This is a genomic window from Streptomyces sp. NPDC003036 (assembly GCF_040611175.1).
Lineage (GTDB): Bacteria > Actinomycetota > Actinomycetes > Streptomycetales > Streptomycetaceae > Streptomyces.
Map to the genome: position 1 here is coordinate 79415 of NZ_JBEXNO010000022.1, position 24616 is coordinate 104030.

Below are 24616 nucleotides of genomic sequence, written 5' to 3' on the forward strand. Positions count from 1 at the left end.
TGATCGGGAGAACGAACGCGGTGTCCGAAAACCGCCGGACCGCGCCCGGCGGCCCGGCGACACTGGAGGCGTGACACGGACGGACAGCGGGGCGGACACCAGGTACGAGGCGGTGTGCAGCCGCGACGCGCGCTTCGACGGGGAGTTCTTCTTCGCGGTGGTGACCACCGGCATCTACTGCCGGCCCAGCTGCCCGGCCGTCACGCCCAAGCGGCAGAACGTCACGTTCTTCCCGAGCGCCGCCGCGGCCCAGCGCCACGGCTTCCGGGCCTGCCGGCGCTGCAGGCCCGACGCCGTGCCGGGGTCCGCCGCCTGGAACGTACGCGCGGACGTGGTGGCGCGGGCCATGCGTCTGATCGGTGACGGGGTCGTGGACCGCGAGGGCGTCCCCGGACTGGCGGAGCGGCTCGGGTACAGCGCGCGGCAGGTGCAGCGCCTGCTCAACGCCGAGCTCGGCGCCGGGCCGGTCGCGCTCGCCCGGGCCCAGCGCGCCCACACCGCGCGTACGCTGCTCCAGACGACGTCGCTGCCGGTCACGGAGATCGCCTTCGCGTCCGGGTACTCCAGCGTGCGGCAGTTCAACGACACGATCCGGGAGATCTACGCGCGCACGCCGAGCGAGCTGCGCGCCGAGCGGCGCGGCCGGGCGGCCGCCGGGCTCGGCGGGGTGCCGCTGCGGCTCGCGTACCGGGGCGCGTATGCCGCGCGGGAGGTCTTCGACCTGCTGGAGGGCGAGGCCGTCGACGGTGTGGAGGAGGTCGCCGGCCGCCCCGGCGCGCGCACCTACCGGCGCACGCTGCGGCTGCCGTACGGCTCCGGGATCGCCGCCGTCGACGAGCGGTCCTCCGGGCCGTGGCTGGAGGCCCGCATCCATCTGAGCGACCTGCGCGACCTGACGACCGCCGTCCAGCGGCTGCGCCGCCTGTTCGACCTGGACGCCGACCCGTACGCGGTCGCCGAGCGGCTCGGCTCCCTCGCGGCCGCCCGCCCCGGCCTGCGGTCGCCCGGCGCGGCGGAGCCGGAGGAGTTCGCGGTCCGGGCCGTGGTGGGGCACGCGGAGGCGCGACGGCTGGTCGCGGCGTACGGTACGCCGCTCGACACCCCGTGCGGCGGCCTCACCCACCTGTTCCCTGAGCCCGCCGCGCTCGTCGGACACCCGGGGGTCGGGGCGCTCGCCGCCGCGCTGGCCGGCGGTGACCTGCGGCTCGACCCGGGCGCCGACCGCGACGAGGCCGAGCGGGCCCTGCGCGCACTGCCCGGGGTCGGCGCCCGGCCGGCCGCGCTGATCCGGATGCGCGCCCTCGGCGACCCGGACGTGGCGCTCGACGAGCGCGCGGACCGGGAGGAGTGGCGGCCCTGGCGTTCGTACGCCACCCGATACCTCGCCGGTGAGGCGCGAGGGGGCGTCTTGCCGATCTTGCCGGGCTCGCGGCGCCTGGCACGCGCGCTCGCCGCGTTGTCGTCGGTCGCCGATGGCCCCCGTAGCCCTTCGGGCACGGGAGGTGCCCCCACCGCATGGACTCCCTCCTCCGCCTTGCGATCGCACGCTCCCCCAGAGCTTCGCCTGGGGGGACCCCCAGACGCCGCTCGCTGATCCGGCCTGATCGACAAGACGCCCCCTAGGGGCCCTCAGCCGCCGACCACCGCGCCGATCCAGCCGCCGACGACCAGCAGGCACGCGAACAGCTCCACCAGCACGCTCGCGCCGATGGCCCGCATCACCGTCCGGGTCGAGGCGACGGCCGGCCCGTGGCCGCCCAGCCGGAACCGCTCCGAGAGGTAGATGCCGCCGATGTAGCCGGGTACGGCTCCGACCACCGGGACCAGCACGAAGCCGAGCAGCGCGCCCACACCCGCGTACACCACCATCCGGACGGTGACGCCCACGCCGCGCAGCCGGCGCGCGGGCAGCTGCCAGACCACGACCTGGGTCAGCAGGAGGAGGGCCGTCGCGCCGACGAGCAGCCACCAGGCGAGGCCGCTCTTCTCGTGGAGCGACCACCACGCGGTCGCCGCCCAGACGAGCCAGGTGCCCGGCACCCCGGGGACCAGCACGCCGAACAGGCCGAGCAGCATCACCGACCCGGTCACGACGAGCTGCCACGCACTCACGCGTCCAGCCTGCCGGACCCGCTCCTTCCACGCAGGTCGGCGTCAGCCCCGCGCCACCCACCCGCGTGCGTACGCGTGCCAGCCCAGTTGGAGGCGCGTCGTCACGCCCGCCGCCTCCATCAGGGCCTTCACGCGGCGCTGGACCGTGCGCAGGCCGAGGTCCAGCTGCTTGGCGACGCTCGCGTCCGTCAGGCCCGCCAGCAGCAGCGAGAGGATCTCCAGGTCCGTGGTGTCCGGGCCGGGGGCCGCGCCCTCCGCCACGCGGTTCCCGGAACCCGGCCGCAGCGGCACCGCCTCGCGCCACACCGCCTCGAAGAGGGCCGTCAGGGACTCCAGCAGCCCGCTCGCGTGCACCACCAGCGCCGCCGGTTCCGCGTCCCGGCCGCCCGTCAGGGGCACCACGGCCACGGTCCCGTCGGCGATCACCAGCTCCGAGGGGAGCCGGTCCGCGACCCGGAGCCGTGCCGCGCCAGGGAGCAGCCCGGCCACCCCGTCCGGCCGCGACAGCACCTCGCGCGCCACGACCGCGCGGTGCTCCACGGGCGCGTGCCCGGGCTCGACATCGGGCTCGGGATCGGGACCGGGGGCATACGGCTCCGTCACCAGCGCGCACACCTCCCGCACCGCCCCCAGCCGGAGCTGCCGGAGCCGGTGCGCCACCGCGCTCGCGCCCGTCACCACCTCCACCAGGTCGTGCGCCACGGGCCCGGCCGCCTCCGCCCGGTACTCCTCGGCGAGCGCCGCCGCCGCCTGTTCCGCCCGCTCCAGCTCGTGCCGCTGCCGCGTCAGCAGCGCCCCCAGCGCCACGACGGGCGGCGCCGCCACCCAGCGCCCCGCGCCCGCCGACGACCGGGCGGCCAGGCCCCGCGACTCCAGGCGCCGCAGCGCACGCTCGGTGTCCGGCTCCGGCAGCGCCAGCCGGTGCGCGAGATCCGCGACCTCCGCCGCACCCAGCGCCACCAGCGCGCGATACGCCGACTCCTGCCGTTCGTCCAGCCCTATCGCGGACAGCACCCCTGAAGCCCCCTCGTTCCAGTGGCCGTGGCGAGAAACGGCCACGGCGTGAATCCGCCGCGCTCATCATGACCGCCCCACCCGCCCCCCTGCCATGGTGCCGTCACCGGAACCTCTATCGGCACGGTCATCAGGATCGGTCGTCTTTTTCCGGATGCCCGTTTTCCTCCCCACCGGGCGGTGGACAATTAAGGGCATGAGCCCACAGGGGGAGACGCCCACCGCCGGCGAGGACGACTGGTGGGAGAAGCTGTACGACGACGGCGCACCGGACACGGCCCCGGCCGCGACGGGCGACACACTGGACGACCGCTTCGACTCGGCGTCCGGCACGGTGGCCGACGCGATGCCCGACGCCCCGCCCGCCGGTTCGCCCCACCTGCCCGGCCCGCGCGCCGGGTACGTGGGCGACGGCCCGCCGACGTACGACGCCGAGCCGACCGCCCTGCCTCCGGCCCGCGCCGGGCAGTTGGGGCAGCTGGTGGCCGACACCGTGCTCGACGGCGCCCGTTACGGCACGTACACCCTGCGCGCCGCGTCCGTGCGGGGCGACTCCGCGCGGTACCGGGGCGAGCCGCGCCGCGACGCGCTGCTGACCGCCCGGTTCGGCGGCGGCGACGCCGCGCTGGTGCTGGTCGCGATCGCCACCGGAGCGCGCGCCGCCGAGGCCGCGCACCTCGCCGCCGCCGACGCCTGCCGCCGCATCGGCGACGCGGTGGGCCGCAGCCACGCGCGGCTCTCCGAGGACATCAGGGCCGGCCGCCGCCGGGACCTCAAGTCGGGCCTGCAGCGCCTGACCGACCGCACCTACGGCACGCTGCGGGCCCGCGCCGCCGAGCTGGGCGTCGCGCCGGAGGAGTACACCGCCGGGCTGCGCTGCCTGCTGATGACCGCCGACCCGGCTTGCCGTACCCGCGTGTTCTTCGGCGTCGGCGACGGCGGGCTGTTCCGGCTGCGCGGCGGCGTCTGGCAGGACATCGAGCCGCGGCCCCCGGAGCGGAAGGACCTCACGGGCGAGCCCGTCGTCGGCTACGGCTCACCACCGGACCCGGCAAGGGCCGACGCAACGCCCGCCGAGACGCCGGAGGGCGACCGGCTGACCATGGATCTGGGCGTCCCCACGCCCCCCTCCCCGTACATCGAACCCCCGGTCCCGCCCCCGGCGGAACCGTTCCGCTTCCGCGCCTCCGTCGCCCGCCCCGGCGACACGCTGCTGCTCGCCGGTCCCGGGCTCGCCGAGCCGATGCGCGGCGAGGGCGCGCTGGCCAAGGAGCTCGCCGAGCGGTGGGGGAGCGGCGGGCCGCCCGGCCTGGCGCGGTTCCTCGCGGACACCCAGGTCAGGGTGAAGGGATACGCCGATGACCGTACGGCCGTGGCCCTGTGGGAGGAATGAAGAGGCGTGAACGCCGCGGCCGTGAGATGGATGGACCATGGCCAAACAGAGCGTGGCAGAACAGTTCGTCGACATCCTCGTGCGCGCCGGCGTCCAGCGGATGTACGGCGTCGTCGGCGACAGCCTGAACCCCGTCGTCGACGCCATCCGCCGCACCCGCTCCATCGACTGGGTGCAGGTGCGCCACGAGGAGGCCGCCGCCTTCGCGGCCGGCGCCGAGGCGCAGCTCACCGGCCGGCTCGCCGCCTGCGCCGGCTCCTGCGGCCCCGGCAACCTCCACCTCATCAACGGCCTGTACGACGCGCACCGCTCCATGGCTCCGGTCCTCGCCCTCGCCTCGCACATCCCTTCGGGCGAGATCGGCCTCGGTTACTTCCAGGAGACCCACCCCGAGCGGCTCTTCCAGGAGTGCAGCCACTACTGCGAGCTGATCTCCAGCCCCCAGCAGATGCCCCGGGTGCTCCAGACCGCGATCCAGCACGCCGTCGGCCGCGGCGGGGTCAGCGTGGTCGCCCTGCCCGGCGACCTGGCCGCCCAGTCCGCCCCCGACAAGCCCGTCGAACAGGCCCTGGTCACCACCCGCCCCACCGTCCGCCCCGGCGACGCCGAGATCGACGCCCTCGTCCGGCTCATCGACGACGCCGACAAGGTCACGCTCTTCTGCGGCGCCGGCACCAAGGGCGCCCACGCCGAGGTGATGCAGTTCGCTGAGCGCGTCAAGGCACCGGTCGGCCACGCCCTGCGCGGCAAGGAGTGGATCCAGTACGACAATCCGTACGACGTGGGGATGAGCGGGCTGCTCGGCTACGGCGCCGCCTACGAAGCCACCCACGAGTGCGATCTCCTCCTGCTCCTCGGCACGGACTTCCCGTACACCGCCTTCCTCCCGGACGGCGGCGTCAAGATCGCCCAGGTCGACGTGCGGCCGGAACACCTCGGCCGCCGCACCACACTGGACCTCGCCGTCTGGGGGGACGTGCGCGAGACCCTGCGCTGCCTCGTGCCCCGCGTGCGCCCCAAGTCCAGCCGCAAGTTCCTCGACAAGATGCTGAAGAAGCACGCCGACGCCCTGGAGGGGGTCGTCTCGGCGTACACGAGAAAGGTGGAGAAGCACACCCCGATCCACCCCGAGTACGTGGCCGCCGTCCTGGACGAGATGGCCGACGACGACGCGGTCTTCACCGTGGACACCGGCATGTGCAACGTGTGGGCCGCCCGCTATCTGACGCCCAACGGGCGGCGGCGCATCCTCGGCTCGTTCCGGCACGGCTCGATGGCCAACGCCCTGCCGCAGGCCATCGGCGCCCAACTCGTCGACCGCAAGAGGCAGGTCGTCTCCATGTCGGGCGACGGCGGCTTCTCGATGCTGATGGGCGACTTCCTGACGCTGGTCCAGCACGACCTGCCGGTGAAGGTGGTGCTCTTCAACAACTCCTCGCTGGGGATGGTGGAGCTGGAGATGCTCGTCGCGGGCCTGCCGTCGTACGGCACCGGCAACCACAACCCCGACTTCGCGGCCATCGCCCGGGCGGCCGGCGCGTACGGCGTGCGCGTCGAGAAGCCGAAGCAGCTCGCGGGCGCGCTGAAGGACGCCTTCAAGCACAAGGGACCGGCGCTCGTCGACGTGGTGACCGACCCCAACGCCCTCTCCATCCCGCCGAAGATCAAGGCCGAGATGGTGACGGGCTTCGCGCTCTCCGCAAGCAAGATCGTGCTGGACGGCGGCGTGGGCCGGATGCTCCAGATGGCCCGCTCCAACCTGCGCAACATCCCCCGCCCCTGACGCCCGGGCGTACCCCGATGCGCCCCCCTGACCGCCCCCCTGGCCTGGCAATCGCAGGCGTGACGGCGTGTGGGCAGGGGCATGCATCCCGTGAACCAGTTCGAGTGAAAGGGCCGACGACGTGCGGGTGGGGGCTATGAGTGGGCGTCAGGCAGCGGCACGACCGACGCGGTGGCGCAAGCACGTGACCGGCGACGACCTCACGGCCGTACGGGAGGTGAGGCACGGACTGCGCGAGCTGCTGCGGCACTCGGGTCAACCGGGCTCCGCCGACGCGGCGGAGCTGCTCACCAGCGAACTGGTGACCAACGCGCTGATCCACACCCGGCACGGCGCGGTCGTCACGGCCACGGTCCACCCGGGGAGCGTGTTAAGGGTGGAGGTGCGGGACTTCGACGGGGCGCCGCCCCTGCCCCACATATCCGTGGCCGACGACAGCACGCACGGCAGAGGACTCTTCCTGGTGCAGGCGCTCGCCGACGCGTGGGGGGTACGGGGGCACGGGATGGGCAAGACGGTGTGGTTCGAGCTGTCCGGCTCCGACGGGCCCGCCTGACGCGCGCACGCGCGAACGCCAGGACGGACCCGCCGACGAGGCACCCGGCCGGGCGCTTCGGCCTCACCCGAACTGCTGCTCCAGGTGCTTGAGCTTCATCTCCAGGGACTCCATCTGCGGCTCCAGCGACTCCAGCCGTGGCAGCGTCTGCGTGTCGTCCTCGGCGGTGAGGTCGACCGTACGCGGCTCAGTGTCCTTCACGGCCTGGAGGGAGGGCCGGGATCGGGGCGGCGGCTCCCCCGTCCCCGGTATGGCAGGCTCCGCGATGGAGGACCCCACGGCCGCCGCCGCGGAGCCGTGACCAGAACCGGAACCGGAGCCGGAGGAGCGGTTGGCGGTGTTCACCGCCTGCACCTCGACGTGGGCGGAGCCCAGGGCGGAGTTCATGGCGGCGCTCATCGCGGGGTTCATGGTCCGGACGTCGACCTGGCGGCCGCCGCGCCCGAGCCCCCAGGCCCGGTGCTGGCGGTTGAACGCCCGCAGGCGGGCCCGCTCCCGCTTCGCCTCCTCACGCCGCCGCAGCCGGCTCTGCTGCTTCTGCCGCCGGTCCTCGCGGACCTCGTCGACGGCCTCGTCCAGCGTCCGTACGCCTTCGAGTAGCATCAGCGACCACGCGCCGAACGTCTCGCGGGGCGCCCGCAGCCACCGGACGATCCGGATCTGCGGCAGCGGCCGGGGCACCAGCCCCTGTTCGCGTAGCGCCGCCCGGCGGGTCTGCTTCAGCGCCCGGTCGAACAGCACGGCCGCCGACAGCGACATGCCCGCGAAGAAGTGCGGGGCGCCCGCGTGTCCGGCGCCCCGGGGCGCGTGCACCCAGTTGAACCACGCCGCCGCACCCGCGAACGTCCACACCAGCAGGCGGGAGCCGAGCGCCGCGTCACCGTGGCTGGCCTCGCGCACCGCGAGGACCGAGCAGAACATCGCGGCGCCGTCGAGGCCGAACGGCACCAGGTACTCCCAGCCGCCGGACAGGCTCAGGTTCTGCCGGCCGAAGCCGACCAGACCGTGGAAGGAGAGCGCGGCGGCGACCGCGGCACAGCAGAAGAGGAGCAGGTAGGAGGCGGTGCCGTAGACGGCTTCCTTGCGGCGGCGGCGCTCCTCGCCGCGCTCCCAGGAGTCGTCGGCGGCCTTCTCGCCGGCACGCTTGCCGCGCGTGAGCACCGCCACCGCCGCCACGACCCCCACCAGCATCACGCCGCCCGGAAGCAGCCAGTCCAGCGATATGTCGGTCAGTCTCATGCGGTGTCCCTCGCATCGTCGCTCGCGGTAGGGCGGTCGGCCGCCATATTGGCCGACCGCCGCGGGGGACCACGGGGTTTCGGAGCAAGAGGACGCCATCGGGGCCGCACGGCATACGAATAGGTGCGATCTGCTCGAACTGCCGTAGGAATTGCGCGAGTTGCGTTCGATTCACACCACCCGGGCGGGTGGCGTGGACGTCACGCCGATGCGCTCAACTTGCGTACGCGGTCGGCGTCGCAGGTACGCGGGCAGGTGACGCAGGTGTCCTCGGGACGCAGGGTGTAGAAGAGGCAGCAACTGGCCCGGTCGCGGGTCGGCAGCGTCTCGCCGTTCGGCCCGGTCAGCTCGCGGAACCCGGCGGAGCCCACGTACGGCTTGAGCGCGGCGGCGCGGGCGGCGGCCTCGGGACCGGTCCTCGCACCGGCGTGGCCCGCCCCCGGCAGCAGCAGGTCCAGCTCCGCCATCGCGCGCGGCTCCTCGCCCAGCAGGTGGCCGATGTACCAGAGCCCCTCGACGATCTCGTCCGTCACCATGCCCCACAGGGCCCGCTTGCCGCGCCGCATGCGCGGCCCGAAGCCCTCCAGGACCGGGCCCAGGTGCTCGGCGACGGCCGCCCGCACCTCGGCGCGCAGCGCCTCCTCGTCCGGGACGACCCGGGCGCCGGGCAGGGCTGCCGCCGGGTCGCCGGGCAGGCACGCGAACTCCCGCACCCGGACGGTCATGCGGCCCAGCGCCCGCTGGAACGCCACGTCCGCGACCGGCAGCCGGGGCACCCGGCGGTGCAGGAACCACGGCACGGTGACGAGGAGGCAGGCGGGCCATGCGTACCGGTGCAGCGCGAAGCTGGCGACGACGTCGGGCCGGGCCCGCTGCCCGTAGTCCCGCAGCACCTGCGCGTCGTCCCAGGCGAGGAACGCGTCCAGCGCCTCCCCGCCACCCGCGAGCTCGTCCGCGCCCACCCAGCCGCCACCGCGCGGCGCCGGCTCGCCGTCCGCCGACTCGCGCACCCGGAGCCCGGGGAACACCTCGGCGAGGCGGGCGTACGCCTCCGCGACGGGCGAGGCCACGAGGGCGGGGCGAGCGGTCGGGAGGAGCGCGGGGACGGTCATGCAGGGACCACCGATCACGATCGTTGGCAGGTTAGCCTTACCTTACCCGATCTGATCGACATGGGAACCGCGACTCCGTGGCCTTATCGTGCACACGGGCCCTCTCCACCGCGAGCCGGGCCCTGGCACCCAGCACCAGGAGGACCCGAGTGGAGCAGCAGGGCAGCGCGCGCGAGAGGGCGACGACCCCGCCGCACCAGCCACTGCCCGGACAGCGGCCCGGCGGGCACCCGGCGGCCCGCCTCCCCGAACAGCAGGCGCGCGGCGAACACACCCACAGCGAGCCCCCGGCCCCCACCGTTCCCGCCCCGGGCCCCGTCCCATCGCCGCTCGTGCAGCGCCACTCCGTACGCGGGCAGATCCTCGACGCCCTGCGCACCGCCCTGGTCAGCGGAGAGCTCGCCCCCGGCGAGGTGTACTCGGCGCCCGCGCTCGGCGCCCGCTTCGGCGTCTCCGCCACCCCGGTCCGCGAGGCGATGCAGCAGCTCGCGCTCGAAGGCGCCGTTGAGGTCGTACCGAACCGCGGCTTCCGCGTCACCCGCCGCACCCCGCGCGAGCTCGCGGAACTCGCCGAGGTCCGCGCCCTCATCGAGGTGCCCGTCATGCTGCGCCTGGCCCGTACGATCCCCGCCGACCGCTGGACCGAGCTGTGGCCCCTCGCCGAGGCCACCGCCGCGGCCGCCGCCAGGGGCGACCTCGCCCACTACGCCGAGTCCGACCGCGCCTTCCACCGCGCCGTCCTCTCCCTCGCCGGCAACGCCCAGCTCGTCGACATCGCCGACGACCTGCACCGCCGCGCCCAGTGGCCGCTCACCGACCAGCCCCGGGCCCGCCGCGCCGACCTCGTCGCGGACGCCGCCGAGCACAGCGCCCTGCTGGAGGCGCTGATCGCCCAGGACCTCGTGGTGGTGCAGTCGCTGGTGCGCGAGCACTTCACCAGCGCCAAGTGAGCGGCACCGGCGTGACCGGGCGCGCGGCGGTGTGGATGCTGGCCAACCGGCTGGGCGTGGTCGCGGGGACCCCGGCCGAGCTGCTGTCCGCGCTGCTGGCGGGCCCGCCCCGAACCGTCCGGGTGGACCTCGCCCCCGACGACGACCTCGTCCACGCGCTCCGCGCCCTGGGCCACCTCGACGTCACCGCGACCGGCCCGCCGCCCCCTGCTCCCTACTCCACGCCGACCCTCGACGACCCGGCCGCCGTGTGCGCCGCCGACCCGCTGTCCGTCACCGAGGCGTACGCGTCCGGCACCGACGCCCACGGGGGCTTGCGCGCCGCGTGGCTGCGCGCCGGGCAGGCCCTGGTCCGCGACGACCAGACCCCGGCGGGCCGCGCGCTGGTCCTGCTCACCGCGCTCGACGACACGGCCGACCCCCGGCTCGCGCCCGCGCTCGCGGAGCTGTCCGCCGGGCAGCCGTGGCGCCTGGCCTGGTCACGCCGTACGCCCGGCACCGCGCTGACGACCACGACCGACGGGCGGCTGATCGCGGCGGACGAGCCCCGCGCCACTGCGGTCGCGTGCCTCCCGGACGGTACGCGGCTGGAGCTGGACGAACGGGGCCGGCTGCACACGCGCGGCGGCCCGCCGACCCGGCTGACGCAGGCGGTGGCCGCCACCCTGGCCCAGCACCCGGCCACGGCCCTCGCCACCGCCGGACCCACCGTGCTGACCGGCGACCGGATGGGCACGGTCCACGCCTTCGGCCTCGGCGGGGTGGACCAGGCGGCGCTGCACTCGGGGCGCGTCACCGCGCTGACGGCCACGGCGTCGACCGCGTACACCGTGACGTACAGCGGCGGAACGGACGGCACCGTACGCGCCTGGCGCCCCGGCCGCGCACCCGCACGCCGCCCGGTGGCCGCACGCCCGCACCCGGTCGTCGCCCTCCACGCCGGCGACCGGTTCCTCGCGGTCGCCTGGGCGGACGGCCTCGCCGAGCTGCACGGCCTCGGCACCCGCCGGGTCCTGCGCTTCCGCCCCGGGCCCCGGATCCGCGCGGTCGCCGTGACGGCCGACGGCTCGCTGGTCCTCGGGCTGGACGACGTACTGCTCTGCCTGGCGCAGGCGGAACGCTCCTGCGGGTGATCAGGCGTCCCCACCCCACGCCCGGGGCACCCGGGTGGTCAGGATCCCCTCGAAGCCACCCCGCACGCCCGAAGGGACGCCGCCCATGAGCTCCTCGCGCCGCCGCCGTCGCCGTACCGCCGCGCTCTGCGCCCTGGTCGCGCTGCCCGCCTCGCTCACGGCCATGGCCCCCGCGCGGGAGGCCGCCCCGGAGCCCGCCCCGGACTCCGTCTACGCCGTCGCCCTGGGCGACGGCTTCATCGCCGGCGAGGCGGCCCGCTGGAAGGGGAACGCGGAGGGCGACTGGGCCAAGGGCGGCGTCCCGGCCGAGCTGCGCGCCGCCACGGACCGCACGCAGGCCGAGAACCTCCCGCTCGACTCCGTGTACGCCCCCAGCGCTTCGGACTGCCACCGCTCCGACACGGCCGAGATCCACGGCGCCAAGGGCGCGCCCAGCCCGCACGGCGAGATCGCCTTCCCCCTCAACCTCGCCTGCTCCGGCGCGCAGACCCGGCACGTCCTGAGCGAGCCCTACCGGAGCGAGCGGCCCCAGCTGGAGCAACTGAAGGCGCTCCTCGCCTCGGAGCGCACCAAGGTCGGATACGTGGTCGTCTCCGTCGGCGGCTCGGCCCTGCCGGAGGCCGCCCGCACCTGCGCCGCGTCCTGGAAGGCCAACGCGTACTGCTCGACGGACCCCGCGGTGACCGAGCCCGTCCTCAAGAGCGTCAAGGCGGCGGAGCAGGAGGCGGCCGACACGGTCGCCAAGGTCAAGGAGGCCCTCGCGGCCGCCGGTTCGTCGGCCCGGATCGTCCTCCAGTCCTACCCCGCCACCCTCGCCCCCGGAGACCCGGCCACGACCGCCGGCGACGAACACACCTGGAACCGCTGGTCCACCTTCGGCTGCCCCTTCTACAACCGCGACCTCGCCTGGCTGAACACCGAGGTCTACCCTGCCCTCTCCGCCTCCCTGAAGAAGGCCGCCACGGCCCAGCAGGTCTCGTTCCTCGACGTCCGCCGGCTCCCCGAGGGCCACGAGGTCTGCCAGAAGGCCACCCACCAGGCGGAACTCACCACCCGCGGCCGCGTCTACCTCCCCTCCGCCGCCGACGCCCAGTGGGCCCGCTACTTCGAACGCTCCAAGACCCCCCTCCCCGCCACCGACGAGGCCGAGTCCCTCCACCCCAACTTCTACGGCCAGCAGGCCCTGCGCACCTGCCTCTCCGACGCGCTGCGGAAAATCGCGCAGGCCGGCCAGAACCTCGCCCTGCAGTGCGCGGGCGCGCAGCGCAAGGCACCGACGGACGTCACGGCGACGACGGCGGCGGGCTGAGGGTTCGCTGGGCGCGGTCGGCGACGCGAACCCAAGGTGCGGCCCCGCACCGCAACGAACTGCGGACGGCCTACCCCGACGCGTCTGCTCCGCGCCCACGGGGATCTTCTTGACCCGGCGGCCCACCATCCGGGGCATGAGCGGCAGCAGGGCCCTGACGGCGTCATCGGCGTTCTCGGCGAAGACATCCGTGAACAGATCACCGTGACGATCGTCGGCGTCCCGGACGGCCGCACCGGAGTCGCCGGCACAGTGGCCTGACGCACGCGGTGGGCCGGGACCGCCGGTTCCGGCCCCCACACCGCGCAACCTTCGGCGTCGCTCGACAAGCCCTTCCCCCGGTGCGCATGCTCCGTACGGGGCAGCGGCGATCGGCAAATTACACGGTCACAATCCGTTTTCGCCGCCGCCGAACCCGTCGGCACGTCACGTGATCAACAGCCGGTCCTCCATGGCAACCTGCTGGCACAGGCAGTGACTTGGAGCCGGAGGTACACCGCCCGTGGCGGCGAACAACCACCCCACCGTCAGGGGGCGACGACTGGGAGCGGAGCTGCGCCGGCTCCGTAAGGCCAGCGGCCTGACCGGCACGCAGGTGGCGGCGCGTCTGCTGATTTCCCAAGCCAAGGTCAGTCACATGGAAACCGGTCGCCGTGCCGTCAGCCCCCGCGACGTGCGCGACCTGTGCGACCTCTACGGCGTCACCGACCAGGATGTCGTCGACTGCCTCATGGAGCTGGCCAGGGCATCGAGCCGACAGGGCTGGTGGCATGCCTACGGCGACATCCCCCACGGCGTCTATGTCGGCCTGGAGACGGAAGCCGCCTCCATCCATACCTACGAGTCCATGGTGATCCCCGGCCTGCTGCAGACCCCCGCCTACGCGGCCGCGGTCATCGAGGAAACGATCCCCCTGGCCACTGTCGAAGAAGCCGCTGCGCGTCTGAAGGTGCGGCTTCGCCGCCAGCACCGGATCTACGACCCCGCCCGCCGCCTTCGGCTGTGGGTCGTCCTGGACGAGTCGGCCCTGCGGCGCGTCGTCGGCAGCCGGGAGATCATGCGCGAGCAACTGGAGCACCTTCACGCACTGAGCACCGAGCCGCACATCACTGTGCAGGTCCTTCCCCACACGGCCGGCGCTCACCCGGGCCTCTCAGGACAGTTCTCCCTCCTGCGGTTCCCCGACAGCCGCGAAGCAGTGGTGTACCTGGAGCAGTTCACCAGCGGCCTCTGCCTGGAAAGGCCGGCCGAGGTGCAGCAGTACGACATGGTGTACGCGCACCTCCAGGCTCAGGCTCTCAGCCCGGACCACACCCGGCACTTCATCACCGACACGATCAAGTGCTACACATCGCTGGCTGTCGAGCCGAGCTGCGACAACGACACCCACCCCCGCCACCCCGAATGAACCGGGGCAACCGTCCGCTCACACCGAGACGGGAGCTGCGCGGAACGGCGGCTGTGGGCTTCAGCCCTCGTCCCGGTAGGTCATGAACCAGTGGGTGTCGAAATAACCCGCCAACGTGAACCGGTGCTGCGGGTCGACGAGGACGCGGCAGACGAATTCGGCGGTCTGGCAGCCGAAGGGGACGTCCTCGCCGTCGAACGTCTGGACCACGACGGGCCAGCGGTCGGGGTCGTCGCCGTCCGTCCTCCAGCAGTACAGTTCCTCGTGCTCCGTGCCCGCCCAGATGAGCAGGCCGTCCTCCCGGAGATCCGTCCACGGCTCCTGGTTCAGGTCCAGCCACCCGTCGAAGGCGCCCTCTCCGAACGTCTCGACCATCCGCTTGTAGTCGCTCGGCAGCGCGGTGCCGAGGCGCGACTCCACCTCGGCCCAGTCCACGTCCGGCCGCTGCGCGGGCTGTGTCCAGCCGGTGATCCGTATGAGCCGCCGCACCCAGTCGACGTCCTCACCCGGAGCGACCGCCACGGGCTCGGGCACCACCCTGCGCGCGACCGCCAGCACCGGTCGCGCGGTCCCCTCCGCGTCGCGCGCCGTGCCGGTGCCGATCCACTGACCCGCGTACGCCCACGCCCGTATCCTCACGGCCCGGCCCTCGAAGAAGGCGAGGAGCGCCGCGCCCCTGGACTCGTCGACCGTCGGGTCGGTGAAGCCGTCGAGGACGAGGGTGCGCGGGGCGCCGAACATGCCGGAAAGCAGGTCGGTCAGCACCTGCGGCTCCACGCCGCTGGGCAGGTACATGTAGCCGCCCGGCGGGTCGAGTTGGTCCAGCAGGTCGTTGACCCTCGCATGCGTGAGCTCCATGGAGGACAGTGAAGCGCACGGCACTGACAAGGGACGGGAACCGCCGCCCGCCGCCCGGCGTCCTCAGTGATCATGATTACTGACGCGGACGAGTTGATCGCCGACTGGGAGTCGCTGTATCAGGGCTACTTCCTCGGGGAGCACGACGAGACCTTGCTGGAGTGCGTGGAGCGGCTCGAGAAGGCGCGGGCCGAGCAGCCGGGTGATCCCGATGTGACGGCGTTCTACACGCTGGGCCTGGTGTGGACGCACGGCTCTGCGATGTACGACGCCGATCCCGAGGTGGCCCGGCGGATCGTGGCCGCGCTGTCGGCCGCAGCCTCGGACCCCGCCGTCGCGCAGGCCGCGTGCCCTCACGCGGGCCATCCGTGCGACGACGACCTGGACACGCACCTGGAGTCCTTCGAGACCGTGGTGTCCCTGCTGACCGGGGGCACCGACTACACCTGGGCCGACCTCGATGCGAAGGGCGAACCCGACGCGGGCTCCACCTGGCGCTGCCCGCGCAACCTGGCGGGCTTCGCGCTGGCGGCCGCCCGCGAGATCGAGCACCACCGGCGGTAGCGCCGCGAGCCTGCGAGCGTGTCCGGTGCCTGTGCCTGTGCCTGTGCCGGTGCCTGTGCCTGTGCCGGTGCGTGTGCTGGTCGAACCGCTCCGCACGTGCGTACGGTTGGATCATGCCTAGACCCGACGACACCGCGCTCTTCCACCTCGACGCCTACCTCGCCCACATAGGACTCCCCGGCCCCCACACGCCCGACGCCGACACGCTGCGTGCCCTGAACCGCGCGCACCTCTACACCGTCCCGTTCGAGAACCTGGACCCCATCCGGGGCATCGCGCCGTCCCTCGCCCTCGACGACCTGGTCGCGAAGCTGATCCACGGCGGGCGCGGCGGCTACTGCTACGAGCACAACACCCTCTTCGCCGCCGCCCTCGAAGCCCTCGGCTTCGGCGTGACGCGGCTCGCCGCCCGCGTCCTCGTCGGCGCCGATGGCGCGGTCCGGCCGCGTACGCACATGTGCCTGCTCGTCCACGTACCGGGCGAGGGCGACTTCCTCGCGGACGTCGGCTTCGGCGCGGCGGGTTCGCTCATCGAGGCGGTGCCGCTGGTCGCCGACACCGAGTTCCGCGCGGGTGCGCGCCGCCACCGTCTCGTGCACACGCCGCACGACGGCCCGCTGAAGATGTGGGTGCTCCAGGCGTACGAGCCGGCCGAGGACGGCGGCGCCGGGACGTGGGCCGACCAGTACGGGTTCACCGTCGAGCCCTTCGAGGCGCCCGACTACGAGGTCATCAACTGGCACATCGCCACCAATCCCCGTTCCCCCTTCTCCCGCACCCTCTACGTCCAGCGCGTCACCGACGACACGCACCTCTCCCTCGCGAACCGCCGCCTCACCGAGACCCGCGCGGACGGCACCCGCACCGAACGGGACGTGACCGACGAGGAACTCCCCGCCGTCCTCGCCGCCACCTTCGGCATCACCCCGCCCGACGATCTCCCGCCCGTCACCGCCGCCTGACCCCCGGATCCGACGCGGCAACGCGGCGCCGGCGGGCACCGTTCACCCCGCACCCCTTGTGCCGGTCGCGAGTCGCTCACCACGCTGGACCCGGTCCATCCGTCTCCCACCGAGCGACTGGAGTCCCGTCATAAGAAAAATCGTCGGCACCTTACTGGCGGGCACGCTCGCCCTCGCCGGGCTCGCCGCCACCAACGCGAGCCCCGCGGCCGCCGCGGACAGTGCCTCCGGCGCCTTCAACGTCCTCACGTACAACATCGCCGGTCTGCCCGAGGGGTTGAGCTCCGGCAACCCGAAGACGAACACCCCGCTCATCGCCCCGCGCCTGGCGGCGTACGACATCGTCAACGTGCAGGAGGACTTCAACTACCACGCCGCCCTGTACGCCGGCGACAACCACCCGTACCGCACGGCGACGAGCGGCGGTGCCGGAATCGGCGACGGGCTCAACACCCTCTCCGACCACCCCTTCGAGGACTTCCAGCGGGTCGACTGGAAGGCGTGCGCCGGGACCGACTGCCTGACTCCCAAGGGGTTCACGCTCGCCCGCGTGCGGCTCGCGGAAGGGGTCTTCGTCGACGTGTACAACGTCCACGCGAACGCGGACGTGACCGACGCGGCGCTGGCCGCGCGCCGGGCCAACATCGAGCAGCTCTCCGGTTTCATCCGGGCGAACTCGGCCGGCAACGCGGTGATCGTCATGGGCGACACCAACACCCGCTACACCAGGACCGGGGACAACATCCGCACCCTCGCGCAGGAGAACGGTCTGACCGACGCGTGGGTGCAGCTCGTGCGGGGCGGCAGCGCCCCGGCGCAGGGCGGGGACGCGCTCGTCTGCTCCGGTACCGCGCCGACGAACGACTGCGAGGTGGTGGACAAGATCCTCTACCGCGGCGGCAGCCTGGTGAACCTCTCCGCCACCCGCTACGACAACGCGTGGGAGTCGTTCCTGGACGCGGGCGGCCGGCACCTCTCCGACCACTTCCCGCACACGGTGGAGTTCTCCTGGACGCGCGCCCCGAAGCTCCGGGCGAGCGACTTCTTCGGCGGCCCGCACGGCACCGCGTTCAACGACGCGGCCGCCCTGCCTTCGCCGGTCTCGCCCCGCACGCTGACGCTGCGCGCCGCCGCCCGCCTCGACGCGGTCGCGCTGACCCACGACGACGGTACGACGCTGTCCCACGGAGGTACGGGCGGCACGGCCACGTCCCTGACCCTCGCCCCCGGTGAGCACCTCACCTCGGTGACGCTCACGCGCGGCGTGAAGGACGGCCGGACGCGGATCTTCTCGGCCGCCTTCACCACCGACGAGAACCGCACCCTGACGGCGGGCGCGGCCACCTCGGACTCCGTGACCTACGCGGCCCCCGCCGGCTGGCGGATCGTCGGCTTCACGGGCCGCTCAGGAGCCGAGATCGACAAACTGGGCGTGGTGTACGCCCCGATCGGCTGAGAGGCGCCCCGCCCTACGCCTCCTTCCTCGGTATCGCCGCCACCAGGCGACCCCCGGCCACGAAGTGGAGGTGGTCCAGGGAGTCCGCCTCGTAGAACCAGGCTTCGGAGCGGTAGAAGCACAGGTCCGTGGGGATGGGGGAGTCGCGCAGGTCGGCGACGTGGGTGCCCGGGGGGAGCTCGGCGAGCGCGGCGCGCAGCGGGTCGGGGGAGTCGGACCACTCCTCGACGGGGACCGGGCGGGTCCACGGCTCGCCGGTGTTGGGCATGAACCAGCCGAGGGCGGACGAGACCCAGCGGGCGAAGTCCGGCGACTCGATCGCCTCGCGGGCGACGCCGGCGACGGTCAGCAGCAGGTGCGGCAGGGACTCGGCCAGCAGCGACAGCTCCGGGTCCTCGGCGAGCTCGCGCGGGCCGGTGGGGATCGAGACGGCGTAGCCCCACTCGCCGGTGTCCGAGTCGATGCGGATCTGGGCGAGCGCGACGCTGGGGCCGTACGTGACCCGGGCGATGGGCCAGTACGTGCCGTCGCCGCCCATCATGCGGTGCACCTCGGGCTCGACGGCGTGCTCCGGCACGCCGGGCAGGAAGCGCAGGGTGTGCAGGCCCGGCATGCGGACGCCGCCGATCTCGCGGAGGACCGTGCGGATGTCCTCCGGGACCGGGACCGGCCAGGTGTCCATCTCGGCGTCGGCGCAGCCCGGTTCGAGGGTCACCAGGTCGGGGTGGTCGGCGGCGAGGGCGCGCAGTGCGGTGACGGCGAGGCGCGGGGCGTCGGCGGGGACGCGGTGCCGGCGCACGGGGCGGCCGAGGAAGTCACCGCTGGGCACGCTGCGGAGCAGCAACACGCGGCCCCCGCGCATGAGTTCGTACTCGATGTCGCTGCTGCCCGTGTCGGCGGTCTCGTACTCCAGTGAGTGGTACGGCTCCCACGCCACCCGGCACGGGTAGCCGGGGACGGCCCGCAGGTCCACCAGGTCGGTGAGGGAGTCGCCGCCGGCGGCCAGGGCGGCCAGCTCGGCGTCCGGGCCCTCGGCCGCCTCGATGGACGGGATGGCCGCCATGGACGCCGTCGGCGCCCGCCGCTCGGCGCCCAGGGTCGTCAGCCAGGAGAGGAACGACGGTGCCTCGACCACGATCTCCACGTCGTCGTACGGCTGGACGTGGACCACCGGACCCCAGTCCGCGCCGTCGCTCACGCCCACGAGCAGTTCGCCGATGCCCCACTGGTCGGCACCGGGCCCCGGGGGCCCGAAGTCGTAGCGCTCACGCCCCACGCGCACGCCCCCCACCTCGCGCAGCACCGCGCGTACGGCTTCCGGTATCGCGATCGGCCAGGTGTCGAGCTCGGTGTCCGGGATGCCGTCGAGGAGTTCGACACCCTCGCGCGCGCGGGGGGTGTCGACGGCTCTGCGTGCCTGGTCGAGGCTGGTGTCGTTCATGGCCCCGATGATCGCAGAGCCCTCTGACAACGCCCTCCGAGAAGGTCCTCAGGCCGCCGGTTGGGCGGCCAACTGCCCCGCCAGCCAGGTCGGTACGCCGCCCAGCAGCCGGAACAGCCGCCGCGCCTCCTCGCGCAGCCGCGCCGCCTCCGGCTCCGGCTCGGCCTCCGCGAGGGCCGCCAGGGCCGGGGCCGTACCGACCAGGTAGCCGAGCTCCTCGCGCAGCCGCAGCGACTCGGCGAAGCCGTGCCGGGCCTCGGCCAACTCACCGTCGCGCAGGGCCAGCCCCGCCAGATGCCGCCAGGTGAAGGACATCAGCAGCCGGTCCTCCTGGGCGGTGGCGCCCTCGTGGGCGCGGCGGTACGCGGCACGGGCGGCCTGCGGCGAGTCGGCGAGGTTCTGGGCCAGCAGCCCGCGCCGGAAGTCCAGCAGCGGGCGGCCCGGCGCGGTGGGGCCGATCAGCGCGGCGGCGCGGCCGAGCGCCGCGCGGGCCTCGTCGGCCCGGTCCCGCACGCCGAGCAGCGTCGACGCGTAGGCGAGGTAGCCGCGTTCGCAGGCGGCCGCGCCGCGCTCGCCGTCGTCGTGGGCGAGGGCCTCCGCCACGCGCAGGGCGTCCTCGGCCTCGGCCCAGCCCTGTTCGGTGTACAGGCACCGCTCGATCAGCAGGGCCGCGCGCTGGAGCGCCGGCGCGGGGTCGTCCCCGCCGGACGTGAGGAGGGCGGCCGCGTCGCTCCAGCAGCCGCGGGAACGCAGCCGCCATACCGCGGTCTGGAGGGGATCGTCGCCTGCGGTCGTTCCGGAACCAGACATGGCGGTATGCGCCACATTGCCCTCCCCGAGCGCGCCATTGAGCTGTCGAGTGCCGTTGAGCCCGGACGAATCTCAGCACGGAACGGCACACCCGGCCAAGAGGGTCAGGTGAATTAATTCACAATCAGTGGGCGCTCGGCCACCCTCGGCGGTGCCCGCCGTACCCCCTCAGCGGCCCACCGGGTCGCCCCAGGCGCCGTCCCCCGGGGCCGTCAGGGCCAGGTGGCCGCCGTCGTCGAGGGGGGTCGGCAGGGTGTAGGTGGCCACTGGCTCGGTTCCGTCGAAAAGGTGAACCTCGCCGTGGCCGCCCCGGGTGACGGCGACGAGTCCCGCGCCCGGTGAGGCGGCGATCGCCCGCCGCTGCACCCCGTCCCAGGGTGTGGCGCCGGGCTTCGGCGCGCCGTCCATGGGCGGCAGCGGCCGGCGGGCCACGACCCTCGGCTCGTCGCGGTCGAGCAGCACGAGTTCGTCGCCGTCCGGGTGGACGCGCGCGTACGCCACGTGGCGCGCGGCGACCGCGAGCCGGAAGACCAGACCGGGCCCGAGGGGCACGCGTCCGGTGTGCCCGCCGTCGAGGGCGTGGAACCAGGCGTCGTTGGTCCACTCGGGCCAGCGGCCGGGGGCGGCGGGCCCGCCGCGTACGCAGGACCACAGCACCCGGCGTACCGGATCGAGGCGCAGGTAGTAGCCGCGCCCCGGGCCCGCCCAGGGCAGCGGCTCCTCGGTCACCAGCCGGTCGCCCTCGCGCCGGGCCCGGTGCACCCCGGAGCCGGCGGCCGCGAACAGCCGCCCGGTGAGCGGGTCGTGGGCGTCGCCGTGGCCGTCGTGGTCCGGCAGCTCCGTCTCGTACGCGGGCGTCGCGGGCGGGCACGCGGGCGCGGCGGCCAGCAGGTCGTCGTACCGGTACGCGGCCAGCGCGCCGGGCTCCCGGTGCCGCAGGACGACAAGCGGGCCACCGGGACCGCCCAGCACCGTCACGCCCGGCTCGCCCACCCGCGTGCGGACCCGGACGGACCTGCCGCCGTCGAGGTCGACCACCGTCAGCAGGTCCGACCACGTCTCCCAGCTGCGCCCGAGACCGGTCGTGACCGCCGCGTACCGGCCCGACGGGTCGACGGCCAGGTGTTCGGCCGGGATCGCCACCGGCGCGGTCGCCGCGACGAGCGGGCGGCCCGCGTCCGGGCCGTACGGGTCGAGGACCACGAGCTCGCCCGCCAGGTCGTCGACGAACGCCCAGCGCCCGCCGGGCAGGGCCAGGAACCCGGCGTGCTCGGCGAGGTGCCGGCCTTCCACGACACCGGAGACGCGGCCGTCCGGAAGGTTCAACACGCGTATGCATCCGGCGACTTGATCGGCTACCAGCAGGCGCGGCGCGAGGGGCATGGCGGGGCTCCCGGAGGGGTCGGAGGGCTGGTGGAACGGCGACATTGTTGATAATGATTATCATGTGGCACATCTGTGTGGTGGGGGGAGCGGCCCGGGGCGCCTCTGCCGCACGCCCGATCCCACCCCGGGACCGAGACAGAGAACCGAGAGCCATATGTCACGCAGGACGCTGGGAATCACCGTGCGCCGCTGGGCCGCCGCGGCGGTCATGGGGACGCTGCTCGCCGGCTGCGGCTCGGCCGCCGACAGCACCAAGGGCGGCGCCGAGGACGGCGCCAAGGCCGGGGCGAAGACCGAGGTCAAGGTCGAGCCCATCACCGCCGCGCGCTCCGTCACCGACGCCAAGGGCGTCACCGTCACCACCAAGGCGCCGCCGCAGCGCGTCGTCTGCCTCGTCGCGCTCTGCGACGACATGCTCGCCGAGCTCGGCATGACCCCCGCCGCCACCAACTCCAAGCTGCTCGCCCACCCGAAGTTCCTGGGCAAGGAGAAGGCCGCGAAGGTCCCCGTCGTACCGGGCGGGTTCCTCGCCCCCGAGGCCGAGGCGATCCTGTCGTACAAGCCGGACCTCGTCATCGGCCTGGAGGACACGCACGGCAAGCTCGCCCCCGCGCTCAAGGGCGCCACCGTCTTCTGGCCGGTCCAGCCCAACAGCTGGGAGGACAGCGTCGGCTACCTGCGCGACCTCGCGGCCCTCACCGGGCATACGCGGCAGGGCGAGGCGGCCGAGAAGGCGTTCCGGGCCAAGCTCGCCCGGGCGGAGAGCGCCAAGAGCGACAAGACCGCGCTGATCATCTTCGGCAGCGACGAGAACTTCGGCGTCGCCACCCCCGGCAACGACGTCGCCGCCGGGCTCTTCCCGAAGATCGCCCACTACCCGTGGAAGAGCCGCGGCGTCGACGGCACGTACAGCATGGAGGAGATCCTCGCCGCCGACGTAGACGTGATGTTCGTCGAGACCCTCTCCTTCGGCGGGCCGTCCGACGGCAAGCTGTCCGACAAGCTCGCCAAGAACCCGCTCTGGTCGCGCATCCCGGCCGTCAAGAACGGCGACGTCCACGAGGTCGACTCCGAGGTCTGGGCCAAGGGCCGCGGTACCCGGTCGCTCGGCATCGTCCTCGACGAGGCGACGGCCGCGCTGAAGTGAGCGTGCGCCAGCTCACCGTCGCCGCCGCCGTGCTGTCGCTGGCGGTCATCGGCAGCGCGCTCTGCCTCGGTACGCCGTACGTGCCGCCCGCCGCGCTCGCCGACGTGCTCGGCGGGGACGGGCTCGCCGGCGTCATCGTGACCGAACTGCGGCTGCCCCGGCTGGTACTGGCGCTGGTCGCCGGCGCCTGCCTGGGCGCCGCGGGGCTCGTCCTCCAGGAGGCGCTGCGCAACCCGCTCGCCGTCCCCGAGATGCTCGGCGTCTCCAGCGGGGCCGCGCTCGGGGTCGCCGCCCCGCTCGTGCTCGCGCTGTCCGTGCCGCTCGCCGTGCAGCCGCTCCTCGCCATCGGCGGCGCGGCCGTCGGCGGCGTACTGACGCTGCTCGCCGCCGGGTTCGGGCGCAGCCCGTCCGCCGTGCTGCTCACCGGCGCGGCCGTCGCCGCCGCCCTCCAGGCCGGGCTGCTGGTGCTGATGGTGCTGGCCGACCAGCTCGACCTCCAGCTCATCTACCGCTACCTCCTCGGCAGCCTCTCCGCCCGCACCTGGGACGACGTCACGGGCCTCGCGCCCTGGCTGGTGGTGGCCGTACCGGCGCTGGTGCTCTGCGCGCCGGTGCTGAGCGTGCTGCGCCTCGGCGACGACGACGCCCAGGCCCTGGGCGTACGGGTCCGGCACGCGCGGCTCGCGGCGCTCACCATCTCCGTGCTGCTCATCGCGCCGGTGGTCGCCGTGTGCGGGCCGGTCGCCTGGGTCGGCTTCCTCGCGCCGCACCTGGCGCGGCGGCTGCGGCCGGGCTCGGACGCGGTGGGCTGGCTGCCGTGGTCGGCGGTGTGGGGCGCGCTGGTCGTGGCCTGCGCCGACCAGCCGGCGCGGCTCGCCCTCGCGCCGATCGAGACCCCGGTCGGCGCCTGGACGGCGCTGGTCGGCGTCCCCGCCGGAGTCGCCCTGCTGAAAGCGAGGTCGCGCCGATGACGTACGCACGGCGAACCACCTTTCTCCTGCTGCTCGTCGGCGCCGTGGCCGCCGCCGGGCTGATCGCCGGACGCGCCGTCTCCGCCTCCGGTGTGTGGGACGTCCTGGGCGGCGGCGGTGACGCCACCGCCCGGCATGTCGTCCTCCACCTGCGCCTGCCGCGCACCCTGGTGGCCCTGGCCGCGGGCGCCTCGCTGGGGCTCGCCGGCACGGTCCTCCAGTCGGCGCTGCGCAATCCGCTCGCCGGGCCCGAGGTCACCGGCGTCGCGCCGGGCGCCGTGCTCGGCGCGGTCGCCGCGTCCGGGCTCGGCCTGGCCGGCTGGGAGTCCCCGGCGGCCGTGGTGTCCGCCGCCTGCCTGGGCGGGTTCGCCGGGGCGAGCCTGCTGTGGCTGCTGGCCGGGCGCGAGAAGGGCGATCCGGCGCAGATGGCCGTGTACGGCGTGCTGGTCTCGGCGGTGCTCGCCGGGCTGACGGCCGTGGTGCTGCTGGTCGCGCCCGGCGAGCTCGGCAGCGTCGTCCAGTGGCTCGTCGGCTCCACCGAGGGCCGGGTGTGGGCCCACTGGAACCTGCTGTGGCCGTGGGCGACCGTGTGGGCCGTCGCGGCCTACGCCCTGGCCGCGCCCCTGACGCTGCTGCGCTGCGGGGACGAACAGGCCGCCGCGGCGGGGCTGCACACCGGCCGGGCGCGGGTCGCGGCGCTCGTGTGCGCCGTGGCGCTCACCGCCGGGGCGGTCTCGACGGTCGGCGCGCTCGGGTTCGTCGGGCTGCTGGTGCCGCACCTCGCGTTCGCGCTGTTCGGGGCCGACCTGCGCCTGGCGCTGCCCGGGGCCGCGCTGCTCGGCGCGGTGGTGGTCGGCGGGGCGGACGCGGGGGCCCAGTGGCTGTCGCAAGCGGCCGCGCGGGCCTTGGACATGGACCGGCTGAGCGTACCCGCCGGGGCGCTGACGACCTGCGTGGGCGCGGCGCTGCTGCTGATCGTGGCGCGCCGCCGCACGGCGAGTGAGGAGTGAGG

22 protein-coding genes are annotated in these 24616 nt (G+C 74.4%); 14 read left to right on the forward strand and 8 right to left on the reverse strand.

Going from position 1 to position 24616, the window contains the following annotated elements; all coding sequences use genetic code 11:
• The first annotated feature begins 70 nt into the window (after positions 1 to 70).
• Positions 71 to 1594 carry an Ada metal-binding domain-containing protein gene (locus ABZX67_RS18125; RefSeq protein ID WP_355361196.1) on the forward strand — a complete coding sequence of 508 codons (1524 nt, stop codon included), beginning with the start codon at positions 71 to 73 and terminating at the stop codon, positions 1592 to 1594.
• A gap of 35 nt (positions 1595 to 1629) precedes the next feature.
• Here ABZX67_RS18125 and ABZX67_RS18130 read toward each other — a convergent pair whose 3' ends face one another.
• Positions 1630 to 2112, reverse strand: a complete 483-nt coding sequence (locus tag ABZX67_RS18130) for a DUF456 domain-containing protein (protein WP_355361198.1) — start codon at positions 2110 to 2112, stop codon at positions 1630 to 1632.
• 42 nt (positions 2113 to 2154) lie between these two features.
• Positions 2155 to 3126 (reverse strand): helix-turn-helix domain-containing protein, encoded by a 972-nt coding sequence (locus ABZX67_RS18135; RefSeq protein ID WP_355361282.1) that lies wholly within the window; start codon positions 3124 to 3126, stop codon positions 2155 to 2157.
• Positions 3127 to 3322: 196 nt separating this feature from the next.
• Here ABZX67_RS18135 and ABZX67_RS18140 point away from each other — a divergent pair, with 196 nt between their 5' ends.
• The 3 genes from ABZX67_RS18140 (at position 3323) to ABZX67_RS18150 (ending at position 6858) form a co-directional block, all read left to right on the forward strand.
• Positions 3323 to 4519 carry a protein phosphatase 2C domain-containing protein gene (locus ABZX67_RS18140; RefSeq protein ID WP_355361200.1) on the forward strand — a complete coding sequence of 399 codons (1197 nt, stop codon included), beginning with the start codon at positions 3323 to 3325 and terminating at the stop codon, positions 4517 to 4519.
• Between the two features lie 37 nt (positions 4520 to 4556).
• The gene (locus ABZX67_RS18145) at positions 4557 to 6302 is read left to right on the forward strand and encodes a pyruvate dehydrogenase (protein WP_355361202.1); all 1746 of its coding nucleotides are present in this window, start codon (positions 4557 to 4559) and stop codon (positions 6300 to 6302) included.
• A 136-nt stretch (positions 6303 to 6438) separates the two neighbouring features.
• Positions 6439 to 6858, forward strand: a complete 420-nt coding sequence (locus ABZX67_RS18150; protein ID WP_355361204.1) for an ATP-binding protein — start codon at positions 6439 to 6441, stop codon at positions 6856 to 6858.
• 63 nt (positions 6859 to 6921) lie between these two features.
• Here the strand turns inward: ABZX67_RS18150 and ABZX67_RS18155 are convergent, their stop codons facing one another.
• Both ABZX67_RS18155 and ABZX67_RS18160 read right to left on the reverse strand, forming a co-directional pair.
• Entirely contained in the window at positions 6922 to 8097 is a 1176-nt protein-coding gene (locus ABZX67_RS18155; RefSeq protein WP_355361206.1) for a DUF2637 domain-containing protein, read from the reverse strand.
• A 200-nt stretch (positions 8098 to 8297) separates the two neighbouring features.
• Entirely contained in the window at positions 8298 to 9209 is a 912-nt protein-coding gene (locus tag ABZX67_RS18160; RefSeq protein ID WP_355361208.1) for a (2Fe-2S)-binding protein, read from the reverse strand.
• 203 nt (positions 9210 to 9412) lie between these two features.
• Between ABZX67_RS18160 and ABZX67_RS18165 the strand changes: the two genes are divergently transcribed.
• The 4 genes from ABZX67_RS18165 (at position 9413) to ABZX67_RS18180 (ending at position 14009) form a co-directional block, all read left to right on the forward strand.
• A complete protein-coding gene (locus ABZX67_RS18165; RefSeq protein ID WP_355361284.1) occupies positions 9413 to 10159 on the forward strand; it encodes a GntR family transcriptional regulator in 747 nt (248 codons plus the stop codon).
• Positions 10156 to 11292: a hypothetical protein gene (locus ABZX67_RS18170; protein WP_355361210.1), complete on the forward strand. Its 1137-nt coding sequence runs from the start codon at positions 10156 to 10158 to the stop codon at positions 11290 to 11292. The genes ABZX67_RS18165 and ABZX67_RS18170 overlap by 4 nt, the downstream gene beginning before the upstream one ends.
• Before the next feature lie 85 nt (positions 11293 to 11377).
• On the forward strand, positions 11378 to 12601 hold the full coding sequence (locus tag ABZX67_RS18175; RefSeq protein ID WP_355361212.1) for a hypothetical protein: 1224 nt from the start codon (positions 11378 to 11380) through the stop codon (positions 12599 to 12601).
• 502 nt (positions 12602 to 13103) lie between these two features.
• Positions 13104 to 14009 carry a helix-turn-helix transcriptional regulator gene (locus ABZX67_RS18180; RefSeq protein ID WP_355361214.1) on the forward strand — a complete coding sequence of 302 codons (906 nt, stop codon included), beginning with the start codon at positions 13104 to 13106 and terminating at the stop codon, positions 14007 to 14009.
• 60 nt (positions 14010 to 14069) lie between these two features.
• Here the strand turns inward: ABZX67_RS18180 and ABZX67_RS18185 are convergent, their stop codons facing one another.
• A complete protein-coding gene (locus ABZX67_RS18185) occupies positions 14070 to 14867 on the reverse strand; it encodes an SMI1/KNR4 family protein (RefSeq protein ID WP_355361216.1) in 798 nt (265 codons plus the stop codon).
• Between the two features lie 72 nt (positions 14868 to 14939).
• On the opposite strand from ABZX67_RS18185, the gene ABZX67_RS18190 reads away from it, so the two are divergent.
• The 3 genes from ABZX67_RS18190 (at position 14940) to ABZX67_RS18200 (ending at position 17849) form a co-directional block, all read left to right on the forward strand.
• A complete protein-coding gene (locus ABZX67_RS18190; protein ID WP_355361218.1) occupies positions 14940 to 15431 on the forward strand; it encodes a hypothetical protein in 492 nt (163 codons plus the stop codon).
• Positions 15432 to 15544: 113 nt separating this feature from the next.
• Positions 15545 to 16393, forward strand: a complete 849-nt coding sequence (locus ABZX67_RS18195; protein ID WP_355361220.1) for an arylamine N-acetyltransferase — start codon at positions 15545 to 15547, stop codon at positions 16391 to 16393.
• A 130-nt stretch (positions 16394 to 16523) separates the two neighbouring features.
• A complete protein-coding gene (locus ABZX67_RS18200; RefSeq protein WP_355361286.1) occupies positions 16524 to 17849 on the forward strand; it encodes a jacalin-like lectin in 1326 nt (441 codons plus the stop codon).
• Positions 17850 to 17862: 13 nt separating this feature from the next.
• Here ABZX67_RS18200 and ABZX67_RS18205 read toward each other — a convergent pair whose 3' ends face one another.
• The 3 genes from ABZX67_RS18205 to ABZX67_RS18215 all read right to left on the reverse strand — a co-directional run bounded on the left by ABZX67_RS18205 (position 17863) and on the right by ABZX67_RS18215 (position 21483).
• Positions 17863 to 19290 carry a hypothetical protein gene (locus tag ABZX67_RS18205; RefSeq protein ID WP_355361222.1) on the reverse strand — a complete coding sequence of 476 codons (1428 nt, stop codon included), beginning with the start codon at positions 19288 to 19290 and terminating at the stop codon, positions 17863 to 17865.
• 48 nt (positions 19291 to 19338) lie between these two features.
• Positions 19339 to 20115: a hypothetical protein gene (locus ABZX67_RS18210; protein WP_355361224.1), complete on the reverse strand. Its 777-nt coding sequence runs from the start codon at positions 20113 to 20115 to the stop codon at positions 19339 to 19341.
• Between the two features lie 153 nt (positions 20116 to 20268).
• Positions 20269 to 21483: a hypothetical protein gene (locus ABZX67_RS18215; RefSeq protein WP_355361226.1), complete on the reverse strand. Its 1215-nt coding sequence runs from the start codon at positions 21481 to 21483 to the stop codon at positions 20269 to 20271.
• A gap of 157 nt (positions 21484 to 21640) precedes the next feature.
• Here ABZX67_RS18215 and ABZX67_RS18220 point away from each other — a divergent pair, with 157 nt between their 5' ends.
• From ABZX67_RS18220 to ABZX67_RS18230, 3 genes are read left to right on the forward strand one after another with little or no spacing between them, the layout of a single operon-like run.
• Positions 21641 to 22633, forward strand: a complete 993-nt coding sequence (locus ABZX67_RS18220; RefSeq protein ID WP_355361228.1) for an ABC transporter substrate-binding protein — start codon at positions 21641 to 21643, stop codon at positions 22631 to 22633.
• A gap of 32 nt (positions 22634 to 22665) precedes the next feature.
• Positions 22666 to 23604: an iron ABC transporter permease gene (locus ABZX67_RS18225; protein WP_355361288.1), complete on the forward strand. Its 939-nt coding sequence runs from the start codon at positions 22666 to 22668 to the stop codon at positions 23602 to 23604.
• Positions 23601 to 24614, forward strand: coding sequence for an iron ABC transporter permease (locus ABZX67_RS18230; protein ID WP_355361230.1), 1014 nt, complete (start codon positions 23601 to 23603; stop codon positions 24612 to 24614). The genes ABZX67_RS18225 and ABZX67_RS18230 overlap by 4 nt, the downstream gene beginning before the upstream one ends.
• Positions 24615 to 24616: the final 2 nt, after the last annotated feature.

Coding starts and splice junctions, on each gene's coding strand:
- ABZX67_RS18140 (WP_355361200.1), top strand. CDS start 3,323: ATGAGCCCACAGGGGGAGACGCCCACCGCCGGCGAGGACGACTGGTGG.
- ABZX67_RS18145 (WP_355361202.1), top strand. CDS start 4,557: ATGGCCAAACAGAGCGTGGCAGAACAGTTCGTCGACATCCTCGTGCGC.
- ABZX67_RS18150 (WP_355361204.1), top strand. CDS start 6,439: ATGAGTGGGCGTCAGGCAGCGGCACGACCGACGCGGTGGCGCAAGCAC.
- ABZX67_RS18155 (WP_355361206.1), bottom strand. CDS start 8,097: ATGAGACTGACCGACATATCGCTGGACTGGCTGCTTCCGGGCGGCGTG.
- ABZX67_RS18160 (WP_355361208.1), bottom strand. CDS start 9,209: ATGACCGTCCCCGCGCTCCTCCCGACCGCTCGCCCCGCCCTCGTGGCC.
- ABZX67_RS18175 (WP_355361212.1), top strand. CDS start 11,378: ATGAGCTCCTCGCGCCGCCGCCGTCGCCGTACCGCCGCGCTCTGCGCC.
- ABZX67_RS18185 (WP_355361216.1), bottom strand. CDS start 14,867: ATGGAGCTCACGCATGCGAGGGTCAACGACCTGCTGGACCAACTCGAC.
- ABZX67_RS18190 (WP_355361218.1), top strand. CDS start 14,940: ATGATTACTGACGCGGACGAGTTGATCGCCGACTGGGAGTCGCTGTAT.
- ABZX67_RS18195 (WP_355361220.1), top strand. CDS start 15,545: ATGCCTAGACCCGACGACACCGCGCTCTTCCACCTCGACGCCTACCTC.
- ABZX67_RS18205 (WP_355361222.1), bottom strand. CDS start 19,290: ATGAACGACACCAGCCTCGACCAGGCACGCAGAGCCGTCGACACCCCC.
- ABZX67_RS18215 (WP_355361226.1), bottom strand. CDS start 21,483: ATGCCCCTCGCGCCGCGCCTGCTGGTAGCCGATCAAGTCGCCGGATGC.
- ABZX67_RS18220 (WP_355361228.1), top strand. CDS start 21,641: ATGTCACGCAGGACGCTGGGAATCACCGTGCGCCGCTGGGCCGCCGCG.
- ABZX67_RS18230 (WP_355361230.1), top strand. CDS start 23,601: ATGACGTACGCACGGCGAACCACCTTTCTCCTGCTGCTCGTCGGCGCC.